The sequence below is a fragment of the Marinomonas foliarum genome (assembly GCF_003337275.1).
In the GTDB taxonomy this organism is placed as follows: Bacteria; Pseudomonadota; Gammaproteobacteria; order Pseudomonadales; family Marinomonadaceae; genus Marinomonas; species Marinomonas foliarum.
The window spans coordinates 48,042-63,243 of record NZ_QPJQ01000014.1 but is presented as its reverse complement, the minus strand read 5'-3'; the positions used below and the strand labels follow the sequence as shown (position 1 = coordinate 63,243).

Below are 15,202 nucleotides of genomic sequence, written 5' to 3'. Positions count from 1 at the left end.
CTTAGTGATATTAAGAGTTCAATTCTTGGTTGCTTTTCGACTTATTAATTCGCCCGATCAAGAAGCCACCGATCAGACCAAGTAAAATTGCCACACCCCAATAACCGTATTTATCAAACAAGTTGGTATTGATTAAAGATAAGGTTTCGTTGCCACGATAAATCTGTCTCTGAATAATTTGATCTTGGAAATTAATTTGCTGTCTTACAAACAAATTTAGCTGTGCGTCTGGTTTTTCATTTAATCCTGCTACACGCCAGCGCCACTGCAACCGACCATTTTGCACTATGGAACTTGCAACTCGATCGCTAATTATCTGAATGTCACTGTCTACAACAAGCTCTGCTTGATACGTTTGGCCAGATAAAGATGGCTGAGCATCAGCAGAAACTAAAATTTCAAAGTTATTATGTAACGCCATTTCATCAGGTAGTTGCCAACGTACATTACGCAAACTCGAACTCAATTGCGACTGCAATGCTTCGATAGTTGCAGTAACGGAAATACCACTGTTCTCATTAATCTGAAGTGCTTGTTTAGTACTGGCAAGTCGAGCTGAAACGGTACTAAGCTCAGATTCAGTTGTACTCAGTGACTTTTCAGTTGCTTCTAACTGAGCAGCCAGCGTGGCATTATTTTGCTGAGCTTGAGACAACTTCGCATTTAAAGCTCTCCAGCGCTGCTCATAAGCAGCGCCCTCGTCTAATGCTGCTTCTAAGTTAACAATATCATTTTTGTATTCTTCAATAAGTGCTTTTTGTTCTGCGACCTGGTTTCGAAGGCTAATTAGCTCGGCGCGCCATTGAGCATTGTTACGCTCATATATGGCGTTTTCATCCATAGGTACAAGAATTTGTGCCGTGGAATCCGGTAGTTCCGGGTTATCATTTAAAGAACGAACTCTATCGGATAGCGCTTGATGTCGAGCTCGGGCATCTGATAATTCCCCTGCTAAAATTATGTTTTCTTGTTTAAGGTCAGATAACTGCTTTTGATACGCTTTGTTATCTGTTTGAAGATTCGAGTATTTTTCCTGCAACTCCGTATGCTCACCTAATAATTCAAGGTAGCTTTGTTTAAATCCCTCTTGTGATAATGGCATCGCTTCAAGGCTGGCGACTTGCTGCTTTAGCGATACATTTTCATTTTCAAGCTGGCTAATACGACGGCGCAATAACTCATTATCCAATTTTAAAGCTGAATATTGAGACTCGAGTTCTGCTCGGGATTGTTTTTGCTTCTCTAGCGTTGCGAGGGTTTCAGCATTTGGTGCTGTTTTTTGTAAAGAAGCAATTAGCCTGTCTTTTTCATCAAGAGATTGGTTAAGCTTAGAAAGCTGTGCTTTATTATTGTCTAGTTGAGTCTGGAGACTTTGAATAAGTTCAGCATTTGAATCATTGCTAGGTGGTTTTACTGTTGCAGCAGATGTTAGCTCAGCGGCATTACTTTCCGTAGAAGATGTAGATTGCTGGCTAGAAGTTGTACTACAGGCAGATAGTAATAATCCTAAAGCAATTGGAATAATCTTTGTTGTATTGCTTTTCATTTTTCGCTCCTTAATAAACTCAAGGTCGACAATAGGTTACCACTCTTATGCCAGAATTAAGTATAGAATGCAAAGAAGTAGTAAAGACAGCTATTTAAACCATATCAAAGAAACAACAAAAAAGCCCTTGAGGAAAATTCCGCAAGGGCTTTAGTTAACACCTACAAGTACTGTTAGCTATTAAGCAAGACTTTTAGAAATTACTTCATAAACATCTTTTGACAAATCTTCCGCTAAAATGCGCTCTAATTCTGCTTTCATTTTTGCACTTAGCTCAGGCTGCATTTTTTTCCAGCGAGTTAATGGCGTACAGAGCCTAGAAGCAATTTGTGGATTACGTTTATTTAGCACAATAATCTGATCCGCCAAAAAGCGATAACCGCTGCCGTCAGCATTATGGAAACCCGCAACACTTTGACCAAAGCCCCCTAAAACAGAGCGCACTTTATTTGGATTTTTCAGATCGAAAGCTGGATGCTCCATTAGTCCTTGTACTGTTTCCAAAGCATTTTCTTGATCTTGGCTAGCACTTAACATCAGCCATTTATTCACTACCAATGGTTCCGCTTTCCACTGCTCATAGAATGCAGACAATAGCTCTTCTGCTTGCTTGTGCTGTGAGTTCACAGCAATAGACAGCGCAGAAAATTGATCAGTCATGTTATTTGCTGCTTGGAACTGCGTTACCACCTCTTGCTGAGCAAGCTCATTATCTGTCTCAACCCAGTAAGATAAAGCAATATTCTTAATCGAACGATGCGCTATATCTTTCGCTGTCGCTTGGTAATCACCGTGGATTTTATGTTCACGATACACTCGTTCAAAATCCGTTGACAACGCATGAGCCAACTGAGCTTTTAAATATTGGCGTGCTTGCTTGATTGCCGCTGGGTGAATTGGATTCGCTAGCTCAGACAAATACGCCTGGCTCGGCAAAGCAAGAATTAAAGCAACCATAGCTGGGTCTAGCGTTTCATCAGCTAATAAACTTTTAAAACCATTAACTAACTGAGAATCTATTGATAATTCTTTCCCTTCAATTGCCTGATTAATCAGCGTGGTCAGCTCATTAACTGCCAATTGTTGAGAGGCGCTCCAACGATTAAAACCATCCGAATCGGAAGACAGCAGTAACAATAGGTCTTTCGAAGAATAGTCATAACGTAATTTAACTGGAGCCGAAAAGCCTCGTAGCAAAGATGGTACAGGCTTAGAAGTCAAACCGCTAAACTCAAATTCTTGCTCACTGGATGTCAGGTGCAGAACGTGATCTTCTGCCACAACACCGTTTACCTCAGAGGATACGACAGTACCCTGCTCGTCAAGTAAACCAACGCGCACAGGAATGTGCAGTGGTAATTTTGTTGGCTGACCTGGAGTGGCTGGCGTATCTTGCTTCATCGCTAGACGATACGTGCCCGTTGCTTCATCAAAACTGTCTGTCACTGTAACAATCGGCGTACCCGCTTGAGAGTACCAACGTTTGAATTGAGAAAGATCAAAACCAGAAGCATCTTGCATAGCAGCAACAAAGTCATCACAAGTCACCGCCTGACCATCGTGGCGATCGAAATACAAATCAGAACCTGCACGAAATTTCTCTGCGCCTAACAAGGTATGAATCATGCGAACAATTTCAGATCCCTTTTCATAGACAGTCAGCGTGTAAAAGTTGGATATCTCAATAAAAGAAGCCGGACGCACAGGATGTGCCATTGGGCCAGCATCTTCAGCGAATTGAGCGGTTTTCAGAAAAGAAACATCTTCTACACGTTTTACGGTTTCTGAATGCATATCAGCGGAAAAAGTCTGATCACGGAAAACAGTAAAGCCTTCTTTTAAACTTAGCTGAAACCAATCTCGACAAGTAACACGGTTACCAGACCAGTTATGGAAATATTCGTGCGCAACAATTGCTTCGACACGTAAATATGTATCGTCCGTTGTGGTTTCCGGGCTAGCCAACAAACAAGATGAATTAAAAATATTCAACCCTTTGTTTTCCATGGCACCCATATTGAAATCATCGACGGCAACGATCATGAAAATATCTAAATCGTATTCACGTCCATAGGTTTCTTCATCCCAACGCATAGAGCGTTTTAGTGCTTCCATCGCATAATCGACTTTGTCGATATTGTGAGACTCGGTGAAGATTTGCAGTTTAATATCGCGCTTACTTTGCGTGGTAAATACGTCATTTTTTACCGCAAGATCACCCGCAACTAAAGCAAAAAGATAAGCAGGTTTAGGGAATGGGTCGTGCCATACAACGACTGTCTTACCTTCATCCGTTTTACCGCGTTCAACTTCATTACCGTTAGACAACATTACAGGGTAACGAGATTCGTCAGCAATAATGGTCGTGGTAAACACTGACATGACATCAGGACGATCTAGGTAATAGGTAATATGACGAAAACCTTCGGCCTCACATTGAGTACAAAACATAGAAGACGAACGATACAGGCCTTCAAGGCGTGTGTTGTTTTGTGGCTCAATCAAGGTTTCACAAGTCAAAATAAACTGATCTGCCGTGGCAGTAATGATCAGTTTGTCTTCACTGATGCGGTACTCTTCTGGCGGCAAGGCATAGTCGTCCATGGCAACACCAATCAACTTAACGTCTTCACCGCCATCCAAAACCAAAGGCGCTGTCGATTTGCCAAATGCAGGGTTGCGACGCATATGTAGGCGTGAAGTGACAATGGTTGTCGCTTCGTCTAGATCAAATGTAAGCTCTGTTTTATCAATAAGAAAAGGAGGAACTTTATAGTCTTTTAAATAAATCGCTGATGGCTGACTCTCTTTCATTTGTTCTTATCTCCTAGAATGTCAATGTCGCTTGATAACCGGTGTATTTACGAATATTAATCACGCCCGTGTCTAGCATCCAGTACTGGCCTTTTATGCCCATCAAAGTGCCTTCAATGTGCGGCGTTTTTTCTGCGTTAAGGCTGGTTATTTTGGTTGGGTATTCTAAAACTGGGTAGGTAAATTCATGAGTTTCATTTTCATCGGATAAATCGGTGATGGACTGCAACCCAAACTCATGTTGCAAGGAGTCTAGGCCTTCATAAAGTCGATCTATTAAACGCTCTTGCTCTTGCTCAAGATCCATTTGGATAGACGACCCTTTGAGCATGTTGCGCCAATTGGTTTTATCCGCCACTTGTGTTTTAAATAAGGTTTCGACTAAACCAGACATTCGTCGGTTTTGTACTCTAAATAAAGCTCTAGCCTGAGTGGCCCCCTGGTCTATCCAACGCGTGGGTAATTGATCACCACGAGTAATACCGACTTTTAACGCCGATGAATTGGCCAAATATACATAATGACTTTGCATGCAATACTGCTCAGCCCATTCAGGTTCTCGGCAAGTACCTAGATGAAAGTGGCACTTTTCTGGACTCATGATACAAGTGTCACAAGCGGCCAACTTTCTAAAGCAATTAAAGCAAAAGCCTTGGCTGAACGATTTTTTGGTCACCTTGCCACAATTTACACAATGAATCGTTCCATCAAGATGCAAAGAAACTTTTTTACCTAACAAATCGTTAACCAGTACACGATCACTTCCTAGGTTCAGATGATAATACACTTGGCCATCACGAACCTCCGTCGACATTTTTTTAAGGTTACCCTGCAACATCAAGCTTGTCCCTCAGGACCATCGCCAACCCATTTAATGGTGTCTTGCTCTTTCGTTGGGTCTTTTTTGCCAACGTTTTTATGACCTGTGGTGTCGATGTAGCCAACACGATCTTTTTCTTCTTTATTGCTGTAGTCATAAGTAATAACAGCTTGTAGACATAATTCTGTTTGTTCTGGTGTCAATCTTACACCGTTCGGCCACTTACCAAGCTCTACCGCTTGCTTCAGTTTGACATATACTTCAGGCGACATATTGTCGATCATTTCTTTAAAATTCATTTTTGTATCTCCCTGCTTTGAAGCAGGCCAAGCCTATAATTAAAAGATAAAATTTAAACTGATTGAACTATTTATGACGGTGTTTGGTCGTAAGCCAATAAACAACACCAAGCACTAACCCTGACAACAAACCGATGGTATGAGCCGTATTGGCAATACTGCCAAGCCCTATCATTTCTGGGAAAGGTGTATAACCTACCCCTAACCAAATTATAAAAAACAGCATTAGCTGCTTGCTGATAATGATTGGCCAGCGCTTGTTTAAAATAGGTAAAAGCCAAGCAAAGCCAATTAAGCCGTAAACAACACCAGACAAGCCGCCAAATAATGGGTAACCGCTTATTTCGTACTGTAAGACGTTACTTAATACCGCAATAATGACAACCCCAACACTCCAAATAATCGACCCTAAAATACGCTCTAATTTACTGCCAACTTCCCAAATCCACAGTGTATTAAAAACAATGTGTAGCACGCTGAAATGCAATAATGTAGGAGTGAAAATACGCCAATACTCACCTTTAGATAACACTTCAGATAAATCATAAAAATAAATATGACCATTTCTAATCTCGAATGGACTAATAGAAAAGTAACCGACTGTTTTGATGTCGCCACCAAGTTGAGTAATTACCGCTACTAATAAGGTTAACAGTAATAAGATTGTTGTCACTGGCGAGAGTTTGAGCTGAGAAAGTATTCCACCTTTAGTGGCTATTCTGGTCACCGTAGCGGGTTGAGCTTGCAGCAACAAAGCAGGATCACCCTTCCAAGTAGTCATAAGCTGCTCAACGGTTGGCAAGTGGCTTGGATCCAATACCCACAACTCATTATGGCCATCTTTGAACAGAATTTGATGTGCCACTTTATGATGCCACAAAGCTTCGGTTAACCCTTTAGGGTCTTCTGTTTCTTTGAACTGATAAACAAAATACATGCAGCCTCTAAAAGGATTTGTTTACAAAATAATAAAATTTAACCAGAACCCAATATATTAAGCGCGATAACTGGATTGCCAACCTAGCTTGTCACGACATACATTGTAAAAATCATGATTCTTAGGGTGTATTAGTCGAATTCCACCCGTTTTTTTAGATATGTGGATCTCATCCCCTGGTGCCGCGGTAATATTAAGCTGGCCGTCACAGCTCACACTTGGATACGTTAGATTCGATTCGCATACAACAATGCGTATATTGGCATTGGCATCAATCACAATAGGTCTGTTACTTAACGTATGTGGGTGCATGGGCACTAGAACCAAAGCATCTAATTTTGGCAGCATAATTGGACCACCAGCAGACAGCGCATAAGCGGTTGATCCTGTGGGTGTGGCAACAATTAAACCATCAGATTTTTGATTCATGACAAATTGATCGTCTATGAATAAGTCAAAACGAATCATTCGAGCAGATTTGCCAGGGTGAAGAACCAAATCATTGAGCGCAATACCTTCGCCGCTAGGACGATTCTGACGCTTGATTTTCGCTTCAATCATAAAGCGCTTTTCTTCATGGTATTCGCCACGAAAAATAGGGTCTAATTCTTCTTGAAGATTGTGTGGCGAGATGTCGGTTAAAAACCCCAACGTACCTCGGTTGATACCTAATACAGGAATGTCGTAATTACAGATTGCTCTAGCAGCACCAAGGAAACTTCCGTCACCTCCCACTACCATGACCATGTCACAATGATCACCTAATTCTTTTAGCGCCGATGAAGCGACTTTCACACCAGGCATCATGGTCGCCAATTGGTCTTCAAGTACCGGAGCGATGTCTTTTTCTTGTAGATACTCCATCAGTTTCTTAACCGTATCAAGAATCTGAGGTTTATCTAATCGAGCAATAATACCAACACGTCTAAAAAGACTCATGTGTCATTCTCTTCCCGTCTATCGATGTCAACAAATCAACCCACTAAAGTATGTATAACGGTTTTTATTTTCATGTGGGTTTTACATAAGTTGGGCAACTTTAACATGAAGACGTCGACTATCGCCATCTCGTTAAGAGTACGTAAAGGGATTAGTATCTTTTGAAAACCCTCGCCAACCTTGCAAACCACCAGTATGAATAAATAATGTACGACGATATGGCCATGAACCTTCTTTCATGGCATTCAAAACAGCAAACATACTTTTACAGGTATAAACAGGATCAAGTGGATGATTGGGGTTTGCACGGGCAAATTCTGATATGAAGGACTTTAGAACTGGACTTTGTTTGGCATACCCACCTTCATGACAGTCTGAATGAAAGAATAACTTGGCATCAAGCCACTCTTTAGTTATTGGTTTTAGAGTCAATCCATCGGATAAATCTAAAATCAAACCCCGCTGAGCAGGCTCACCTTTTAATGCGCTAAACACATGTAAATCTGGCGTATTGGCATTTGCCAACAAACCCGCTGCGGTTGTGCCTGTACCAGACGATACCACCCACGCATCATAAGCATCATCGATGGCACTAATATTATCCGCCCAATCACGACAACCCATGGCGCCAAGCTCACCACCGCCACCTTCTGGAATCCAGTAAACATTACTGTAGAGCTGGTTTATTTTGCTGACGACTTGTGCATCCATTCCAAGACGATAATCCGATCTTGATGAAGGCCATAACTCAACACCAGCAGACACCAAATCTTTTAGAGTCGGAGTGAGTGTAGGCTGAAGCTCCCCCCTTACGACAGCAACCGCTCTAAACTGCAAATCTTTGAGCGTAGCGCCAAAGGCATGAAGATGATTTGAAAATGGCCCACCAAACGTAGCGATGACAGAAGCGTTTTGTTGTTCTGCGGCTTTTAGGTGATGTTGCAGTTTATGCCATTTATTTCCTGGCGCATTAGGATGCTCGAGGTCACCGCGGTAGATGTCTAACTCGTATTGAATATCTGAAGGCTGAGCACCAGACGAATAAAGAAAGGCTGGTGGAAGGACGATTGACTGAATGCAAGACACAAGCATACTCATTTGAAAAAATGCACATGCTTTTCATATTAACATGAGCTTTAAACCCGTTATCACTTACTTTTTCAACTAGAATTGATTGGGGACAAAGTAAAATTAAATCTCGATCAGCCATTGTCACTATTTTTACGCCTTTACATTCACCCGTGCGGATAATTATCCGAGCCCTAGTTTGGCTTTTCTGTAAATACGTTCGCAGCCTTTGAAGGGTGAGTATGCAGACGCATTATTAATTTATATCCCTACTTTTTACAAAATCAATAAATGTTCGCAAGGGAGTTGGCACCAATCTTCGACCAGAATAATACAAATACGGCCCGCTAAAAGACAACCACCAATTATCAAGAATAGGTTCAAGTTGCCCTGAGTCAAAATAAGGCTGTAGCCATTCTTCAAACAAATAAACAACACCCGTGCCAGCAACAGCTGCATCAACAGCAAGATCTAGAACGCTACCTATATTAACCACTAAAGGACCTGAAACTTTGATCTCTATAACTTCATTATCTTTCTCAAATCCCCAAGTGTTGGCTAACCCTGATCGAAACCGACCCGTTAAACAAGGATAATTCAATAGGTCACGAGGGTGAGCTGGTCGACCTAACCTATCTAATAATTTAGGCGCTGCGGCTAATGCATATCGTTGTTGACGTGGCCCTATAGGCACAGCAATCATATCCTGTTCTAGTCGCTCGTCATAACGAATACCAGCATCGAAACCTGCATCAATAATATTGATAGCATCGCTCTCCGCCGTCACTTCAAGTTCAATATCAGGATAGGCCTCCAAAAATTCAGGGACAATAGCTGGCAATATTAATTTTACGGCACTAACAGGTACGTTAAGACGAAGTTTACCCGAGGGTTTATCACGATATAGATTGACCATATCTAACGCTGAATCAAATTCATTCATAACAGGATTCATACGTTCTAACAAAACCAAACCGACTTCCGTAAGGACAACACTGCGAGTATTACGATGAAACAATCGTACTCCCAACTCCCTTTCTAAGCGTCGTATGGCATCACTTAAACGTGAAGCGCTTATATTTTCTACTCTTGCGGCCTCACGAAAACCACCAGCTCTAGCAACAGCAACAAATGCCGAAATGTCATTCATAGATGCTTTCATTGTTCTAAATCTCGCACAATACGTTCTGATTAAATAGGATTGTCGCACAAAGTGATGCAACTTAGAATAGACCACCTAACCAACATCTCACATAGGAAAATCATCATGGTTAACATTCAACAAGCTGGTACATTCAAGCTCGGTAATAAAACAATCAACCGAATGGGTTACGGTGCTATGCAGTTGGCTGGCTCCGGCGCTTTTGGTCTACCTAAAGATAAAAAAGAAGCCATTGCAGTCCTTCAAGCCGCAATAGAAAGTGGCATTAACCATATCGACACCTCCGATTTTTACGGCCCACACATAACGAACCAAATCATTCGTGAGGCATTACACCCTTATACTAAAGAACTAGCATTGGTGACTAAGGTTGGTACTCTTCGCAATGAGAAAGGCGATTGGTTGCCCGCTTTTTCAAAGCCTGAACTTATTCAAGCCGTACATGATAATCTAACCAACCTTGGCATAGAACAAATCGAGGTAGTCAATCTGCGAGCTATGTTTGATGCTCATGGCCCAGCCGAAGGCTCTATTGCAGAACCATTTTCCGTACTTGCCGAGTTACAAAAAGAAGGTCTGATAAATCACTTAGGTGTCAGTAATGTTACTGCAAATCAAATTGAAGAAGCACGCAGTATCGCACCAATTGTTTGCGTGCAGAACCAGTACAATCTAGTGCACAGAAGAGACGATGCACTTATTGATCTGCTTGCAAAAGAAGGCATTGCCTATACACCTTTCTTTCCACTTGGCGGCTTCACACCACTACAATCATCCATTTTAGAAGAAGTTGCGATATCGCTAAACGCGACAGTAATGCAAGTCGCTTTGGCTTGGTTGCTTCAGCGTTCAGCTAATATTCTATTAATACCAGGAACATCTTCAACTAAACATCTACAACAAAACTTAGCCGCAGCAGAGTTGATTTTACCGAGTGAGGCCATTGCCAAATTAAATAACATTGCCGTTAATATCTAAAATATAAGCGTTAAGCCTGTAGGTGAATTAAAACTACCCAACTATCTCTAGATGGGTAGTTTTATGCTCAGGCTCAATACTAAAAGGCAAAAAAAGACCTGCCCCCAATTATTAATTACAATTATTCGACACGTTTGGAGAAGCAGCCACATAATTTGAGCGGAAAACAGATTGATTATTAACCAGTATTTATTTTCGAGCTGATTTTTTCTGAAAATAATCGTAAGAAATGAACAAACAAACAGCCAGTTTCAGGAAAGTTATTCTGAAATCGGCTGGATTTAAAGCAGGAAGTGTATATGGACAGTGTGGACAGGACACCTATTAAATGCTCTCTGGACGATATCCCCGCATAGCCAGGGAATAATTCGGGTCAGAGTAAAATTAAATTTCTACAATCAGCCATAACCCCTATTTTTACGCCAACCGCACGGCGTGGCATGGAGACTCCTTTCTCACATACTTTAAGATAAAAAAGGGTAGCATGAAGAGGGATTAGCTAGGGAGTCTATTTAGTTTTACTCTGTCCCCAATTACAGTGTAGGTATTTTAGCTAGATGAAAGCCCTCAAGTTGGTTTTGCTAATGCATAGAAGATATCTTTAGAGACGACGAAGAACCATAAAAATATCCCTTTAGAACTCAGTTGTTTGTTAAAATCTGCACACTCATCAATTGTGGAGATGAAACATGATTCCAAAGCTTTCTGAAGTCTCGCCCATTCAGGCCAAATACCTTTCTTTCATCGAACGCCTGAAAGCTTCAGGATTCTCAGGAGACACCAATCCTGATTATGCCAACCGTGTGGTTCTTTCAACTGATAACTCCATTTACCAAGTCTTACCTCAAGGGGTTATCTTTCCTAAGAACATCCAAGACATTCAGTTATTGGTGCAGTTATGCAACCAAGAAAAATATAACGATGTAGTGTTAAGCCCGCGAGGCGGAGGTACTGGTACTAACGGCCAGTCGTTAACCGATGGTTTGGTGATTGATTTATCCAAGTACATGAATCGAATTCTGGAAATAAACGCTGAGGAAGGTTGGGCTCGTGTCGAAGCTGGCGTAGTAAAAGATCAACTTAATAAAGCGATTAAACCTCACGGCTTATTCTTTGCACCAGAGTTATCGACCAGCAACCGAGCGACTATTGGCGGTATGATCAACACCGACGCCAGCGGACAAGGTTCGGTAATGTATGGGAAAACACGCGATCATGTTCTTGAATTGAAAACCGTGCTGTTAGACGGACATCTACTAGAATCAGCCCCCATTGATGATAAAACACTGGCCGACATACAAAGTGGTAGTGACTATTCCGCTCATGCGCACCGTGTTGTCGATAGCATTCAAAAAAGCAAAGCTCAAGAGATCAAAGACACCTTCCCTGAACTTAACCGCTGTTTAACTGGCTACGACTTGGCTCATATTCGCACCGAAGACGGACAATTAAATATGAACTCGGTGCTTTGCGGATCAGAAGGCACATTAGGTTTTATCGTCGAAGCCAAAGTAAATCTTTTGACTATTCCGACTTATGCGGCTCTGGTCAATATTCGCTATGACAGCTTTGAGGGTTCGCTTCGTCATGCACGTGAGCTGCTCACTGCCAAGCCAACCTCTATCGAAACCGTCGACTCGAAAGTACTCGGTCTTGCAAAAGGCGATATCGTTTGGAATTCTGTTGCTGAATTTTTCCCAGAAGAAGCGGGAGAAAATATCCAAGGGATTAATCTAGTCGAATACACTGGCAATGATGAACAAGACGTTGCCAACAAAATCAAAGTGCTTACTGGCAAACTTGACGCCTTAGTTGAACAAGGCGGTAGTAGCGCTCTTGGTTACACTATTGCCATGGGGCATGAAAACGTTAACAAGCTCTGGGCAATGCGTAAAAAGTCGGTTGGTCTGCTTGGGAACGCTAAGGGAGAAAGACGCCCTATTCCATTTGTTGAAGACACCGCCGTTCCTCCTGAAAACCTTGCCGATTTCATTATGGAATTTCGTGCAGTTCTAGACAGCTACAAGGTGCAATATGGCATGTTTGGTCATGTGGATGCCGGTGTTCTGCATGTTCGGCCTGCGCTTGATCTTAAAGATGAATCCCAAGAGCCCATGATCCGCGAAATCACCGACAAAGTAGTTGCGCTCACCCAGAAATACAAGGGTTTATTATGGGGTGAACATGGCAAAGGCGTTCGTTCGGAGTATTCTCCAGCCTTCTTCGGTGAGCTCTATCCCAGTATCCAGCAAGTGAAAGCTGCATTCGACCCAAGAAACCAATTAAACCCTGGCAAAATCGCCACACCATTTGAACTCGGTGTAGATTTATTAAAGATAGATGCGGTTCCATTACGAGGTCAATTTGACCGTCAGATTCCGCTTCAGAACCGTGATCAATTTCAAGAAGGCATGTACTGTAATGGTAATGGAGCCTGTTACAACTTCGATCCAAATGATGCCATGTGCCCTTCTTGGAAAGGCACCCGAGATCGTCGCCACTCGCCAAAAGGTCGTGCTTCTTTAATGCGTGAATGGCTTCGTGGCATGAGCCAACAAGGCGTGGATACCGTAAAAGCAAGCAAAGACGCTAAACACAGCAATGTCTTTTTCAACTTCTTACCAAGACTAAAAAACACCCTAGCAAAACGTCGTGGGGAATATGACTTCTCGAATGAAGTTCATGAATCCATGATGGGCTGCTTGGCCTGTAAATCATGTGTCGGACAGTGCCCAATAAAAGTTGATGTTCCAGATTTTAGAGCGAAATTCTTAGAGCTTTACTACAGTCGCTATTTGCGACCTACTAAGGATTACCTTATTGGCTCGCTAGAATTTATGATGCCAACCATGGCGATATTTCCGCAGCCATACAATTGGTTGGTAAGCCGTAGTTGGGTGAATCACTTCAGTAGCAAATACATAGGTTTGGCCGACAATCCAAAACTGAGCAAGCTCAATCTAAAAAAAGAAATGTCACGCCGTGGTATTCGTTTGGCCACGCCATTGGCGATTGAAGCCTTGAGCCCAAAAGACAGATCTCGCGCCGTTATTGTCGTACAAGATGCTTTCACTAGTTATTTTGAAACAGAATTAGTTCTGGATACGATGGAGACGTTGAGTCGATTGGGGTTTCAAGCTTACCTTGCCCCTTATATGCCTAATGGCAAACCATTGCATGTACACGGCTTCATGAAAGCATTTAACCGCACGGCGCGTAAGAACTTAGATATGCTACAAAGCTTGGCTTTCTATGGATTGCCTTTTATCGGGATTGATCCTTCCATGACGCTGACTTATCGAGCGGAATACAGCAAAGCCTTTAGCGATACTCGACAAATCCCTAACATTCAATTGATGCAAGAATGGCTAATGAAGAAAAGCGCACACCTAATTAAACAACCTTTAATGTGCGATAGCTCCACTTACCATTTAATGACTCACTGCACTGAAAAAACCAATGCCGCAGCATCTCTTCAAGACTGGCAAAAAGTCTATAGTATTTTAGGGCTTGAATTAAAAATCGAAAACGTCGGCTGCTGTGGCATGGCGGGGACCTATGGCCATGAAACCGCCAATAAAGAAACCTCGAAAACCATTTATGATTTGTCGTGGAAAGAAAAAGTAACTGATCCAGGGCTGCTCGGAAAACTAGTGGCAACTGGCTACTCTTGTCGTAGCCAAGCAAAGCGTTTTGATGATGTTGCTATCCCTCACCCAGTACAAGCTATCTTGAAACATCTTCGAGAAGCAAAAGTCGAGTAATTTAAAATACTAAAGATTTTTCCATAAGGCTCGGTCTCCGAGCCTTATCTATTTTTATCAAGGAACACTATGTTAATACATGACAGCGCCGATGAACTTGGTCCTATTCGCATATTTGATGATGGCCAATACCGCATCCTGTCTTTTGCCGATGGCGATGAGCAAAGTCGTATTCGCCTTTCTACGCCCCATATTTTGCAGCACGAATATACGCAAGCCATGATGCTGCCCTTATTGTTTTGTGAACCAAAACGAGTGTGTATTTTAGGGCTTGGCGGTGGCACCTTGCTTAATGCACTTCACCATACGGTACCAGCCATTCATATAACTGCTGTAGAACTACGACAAGAGGTGATGGACGCGGCGGAAATGTATTTCAAATTACCCAGAGGCAAACGCATTAGTTTAGAAGTCGCCAATGGCATTGATTACATGGAAGAAGGTTTACCTAAGAAAGTCGACTTATTAATGACGGACCTTTATAACACCGAGGGAATGGATCGCGCCGTCCTCCAGACAAGCTTCATTGAAAACTGCGCCAAAAACATTAAGGAAGATGGTTGGTTAGCCTTAAACTGCTGGATTGATCAAAAGAATAACCATGACCTCACCGCGGTGATTAAACAGCACTTTAACGATGTTAGAGCCTTAGATACGGGAAGTGGTAACTGGGTGATCATCGCAGGCAAAAGAATGAACAACAATAATGCCAAAGAACTAAAAGCCGCCGCGCAAAAGCTCAGCGATAAAATGGGTTTTCAGTTAGGAAAATGGCTGTCTAGATTATCAGATATTTAGTAAAACGTACTTTACGAAAATAAACGCCGCTTATTTATTAACAATAAGCGGCGTTTTTTTAAAAGATCAAATTGCTT

Annotated in this window: 11 protein-coding genes; 3 read left to right on the top strand and 8 right to left on the bottom strand. The window is 42.1% G+C overall.

The window, feature by feature from the left end; genetic code table 11:
* Positions 1 to 10: 10 nt before the first annotated feature.
* The 8 genes from DFP77_RS09270 to DFP77_RS09235 form a co-directional block, all read right to left on the bottom strand.
* Entirely contained in the window at positions 11 to 1,546 is a 1,536-nt protein-coding gene (locus tag DFP77_RS09270; protein ID WP_114412010.1) for a coiled-coil domain-containing protein, read from the bottom strand.
* Positions 1,547 to 1,726: 180 nt separating this feature from the next.
* Positions 1,727 to 4,360, bottom strand: coding sequence for an aminopeptidase N (pepN, locus tag DFP77_RS09265; protein WP_114412009.1), 2,634 nt, complete (start codon positions 4,358 to 4,360; stop codon positions 1,727 to 1,729).
* A 13-nt stretch (positions 4,361 to 4,373) separates the two neighbouring features.
* Entirely contained in the window at positions 4,374 to 5,198 is an 825-nt protein-coding gene (locus DFP77_RS09260) for a DUF2797 domain-containing protein (RefSeq protein WP_114412008.1), read from the bottom strand.
* Positions 5,198 to 5,479 (bottom strand): YeaC family protein, encoded by a 282-nt coding sequence (locus DFP77_RS09255; protein ID WP_114412007.1) that lies wholly within the window; start codon positions 5,477 to 5,479, stop codon positions 5,198 to 5,200. The genes DFP77_RS09260 and DFP77_RS09255 overlap by 1 nt, the downstream gene beginning before the upstream one ends.
* Before the next feature lie 67 nt (positions 5,480 to 5,546).
* Positions 5,547 to 6,416: a rhomboid family intramembrane serine protease gene (locus DFP77_RS09250; protein ID WP_114412006.1), complete on the bottom strand. Its 870-nt coding sequence runs from the start codon at positions 6,414 to 6,416 to the stop codon at positions 5,547 to 5,549.
* A gap of 57 nt (positions 6,417 to 6,473) precedes the next feature.
* Positions 6,474 to 7,355: an NAD(+) kinase gene (locus tag DFP77_RS09245; RefSeq protein WP_114412005.1), complete on the bottom strand. Its 882-nt coding sequence runs from the start codon at positions 7,353 to 7,355 to the stop codon at positions 6,474 to 6,476.
* Between the two features lie 132 nt (positions 7,356 to 7,487).
* The gene (locus tag DFP77_RS09240) at positions 7,488 to 8,447 is read right to left on the bottom strand and encodes a 1-aminocyclopropane-1-carboxylate deaminase/D-cysteine desulfhydrase (protein WP_374058257.1); all 960 of its coding nucleotides are present in this window, start codon (positions 8,445 to 8,447) and stop codon (positions 7,488 to 7,490) included.
* Positions 8,448 to 8,679: 232 nt separating this feature from the next.
* On the bottom strand, positions 8,680 to 9,573 hold the full coding sequence (locus tag DFP77_RS09235) for a LysR substrate-binding domain-containing protein (RefSeq protein WP_205114672.1): 894 nt from the start codon (positions 9,571 to 9,573) through the stop codon (positions 8,680 to 8,682).
* A gap of 117 nt (positions 9,574 to 9,690) precedes the next feature.
* Between DFP77_RS09235 and DFP77_RS09230 the strand changes: the two genes are divergently transcribed.
* The 3 genes from DFP77_RS09230 to DFP77_RS09220 all read left to right on the top strand — a co-directional run bounded on the left by DFP77_RS09230 (position 9,691) and on the right by DFP77_RS09220 (position 15,125).
* Positions 9,691 to 10,563, top strand: a complete 873-nt coding sequence (locus tag DFP77_RS09230; protein ID WP_114412003.1) for an aldo/keto reductase family oxidoreductase — start codon at positions 9,691 to 9,693, stop codon at positions 10,561 to 10,563.
* A 689-nt stretch (positions 10,564 to 11,252) separates the two neighbouring features.
* The gene (gene ydiJ / locus DFP77_RS09225; protein ID WP_114412002.1) at positions 11,253 to 14,327 is read left to right on the top strand and encodes a D-2-hydroxyglutarate dehydrogenase YdiJ; all 3,075 of its coding nucleotides are present in this window, start codon (positions 11,253 to 11,255) and stop codon (positions 14,325 to 14,327) included.
* Between the two features lie 69 nt (positions 14,328 to 14,396).
* Positions 14,397 to 15,125, top strand: a complete 729-nt coding sequence (locus DFP77_RS09220) for a spermidine synthase (RefSeq protein WP_114412001.1) — start codon at positions 14,397 to 14,399, stop codon at positions 15,123 to 15,125.
* Positions 15,126 to 15,202: the final 77 nt, after the last annotated feature.

Coding starts and splice junctions, on each gene's coding strand:
- DFP77_RS09270 (WP_114412010.1), bottom strand. CDS start 1,546: ATGAAAAGCAATACAACAAAGATTATTCCAATTGCTTTAGGATTATTA.
- pepN (WP_114412009.1), bottom strand. CDS start 4,360: ATGAAAGAGAGTCAGCCATCAGCGATTTATTTAAAAGACTATAAAGTT.
- DFP77_RS09260 (WP_114412008.1), bottom strand. CDS start 5,198: ATGTTGCAGGGTAACCTTAAAAAAATGTCGACGGAGGTTCGTGATGGC.
- DFP77_RS09255 (WP_114412007.1), bottom strand. CDS start 5,479: ATGAATTTTAAAGAAATGATCGACAATATGTCGCCTGAAGTATATGTC.
- DFP77_RS09250 (WP_114412006.1), bottom strand. CDS start 6,416: ATGTATTTTGTTTATCAGTTCAAAGAAACAGAAGACCCTAAAGGGTTA.
- DFP77_RS09245 (WP_114412005.1), bottom strand. CDS start 7,355: ATGAGTCTTTTTAGACGTGTTGGTATTATTGCTCGATTAGATAAACCT.
- DFP77_RS09240 (WP_374058257.1), bottom strand. CDS start 8,447: ATGCTTGTGTCTTGCATTCAGTCAATCGTCCTTCCACCAGCCTTTCTT.
- DFP77_RS09235 (WP_205114672.1), bottom strand. CDS start 9,573: ATGAATGACATTTCGGCATTTGTTGCTGTTGCTAGAGCTGGTGGTTTT.
- DFP77_RS09230 (WP_114412003.1), top strand. CDS start 9,691: ATGGTTAACATTCAACAAGCTGGTACATTCAAGCTCGGTAATAAAACA.
- ydiJ (WP_114412002.1), top strand. CDS start 11,253: ATGATTCCAAAGCTTTCTGAAGTCTCGCCCATTCAGGCCAAATACCTT.
- DFP77_RS09220 (WP_114412001.1), top strand. CDS start 14,397: ATGTTAATACATGACAGCGCCGATGAACTTGGTCCTATTCGCATATTT.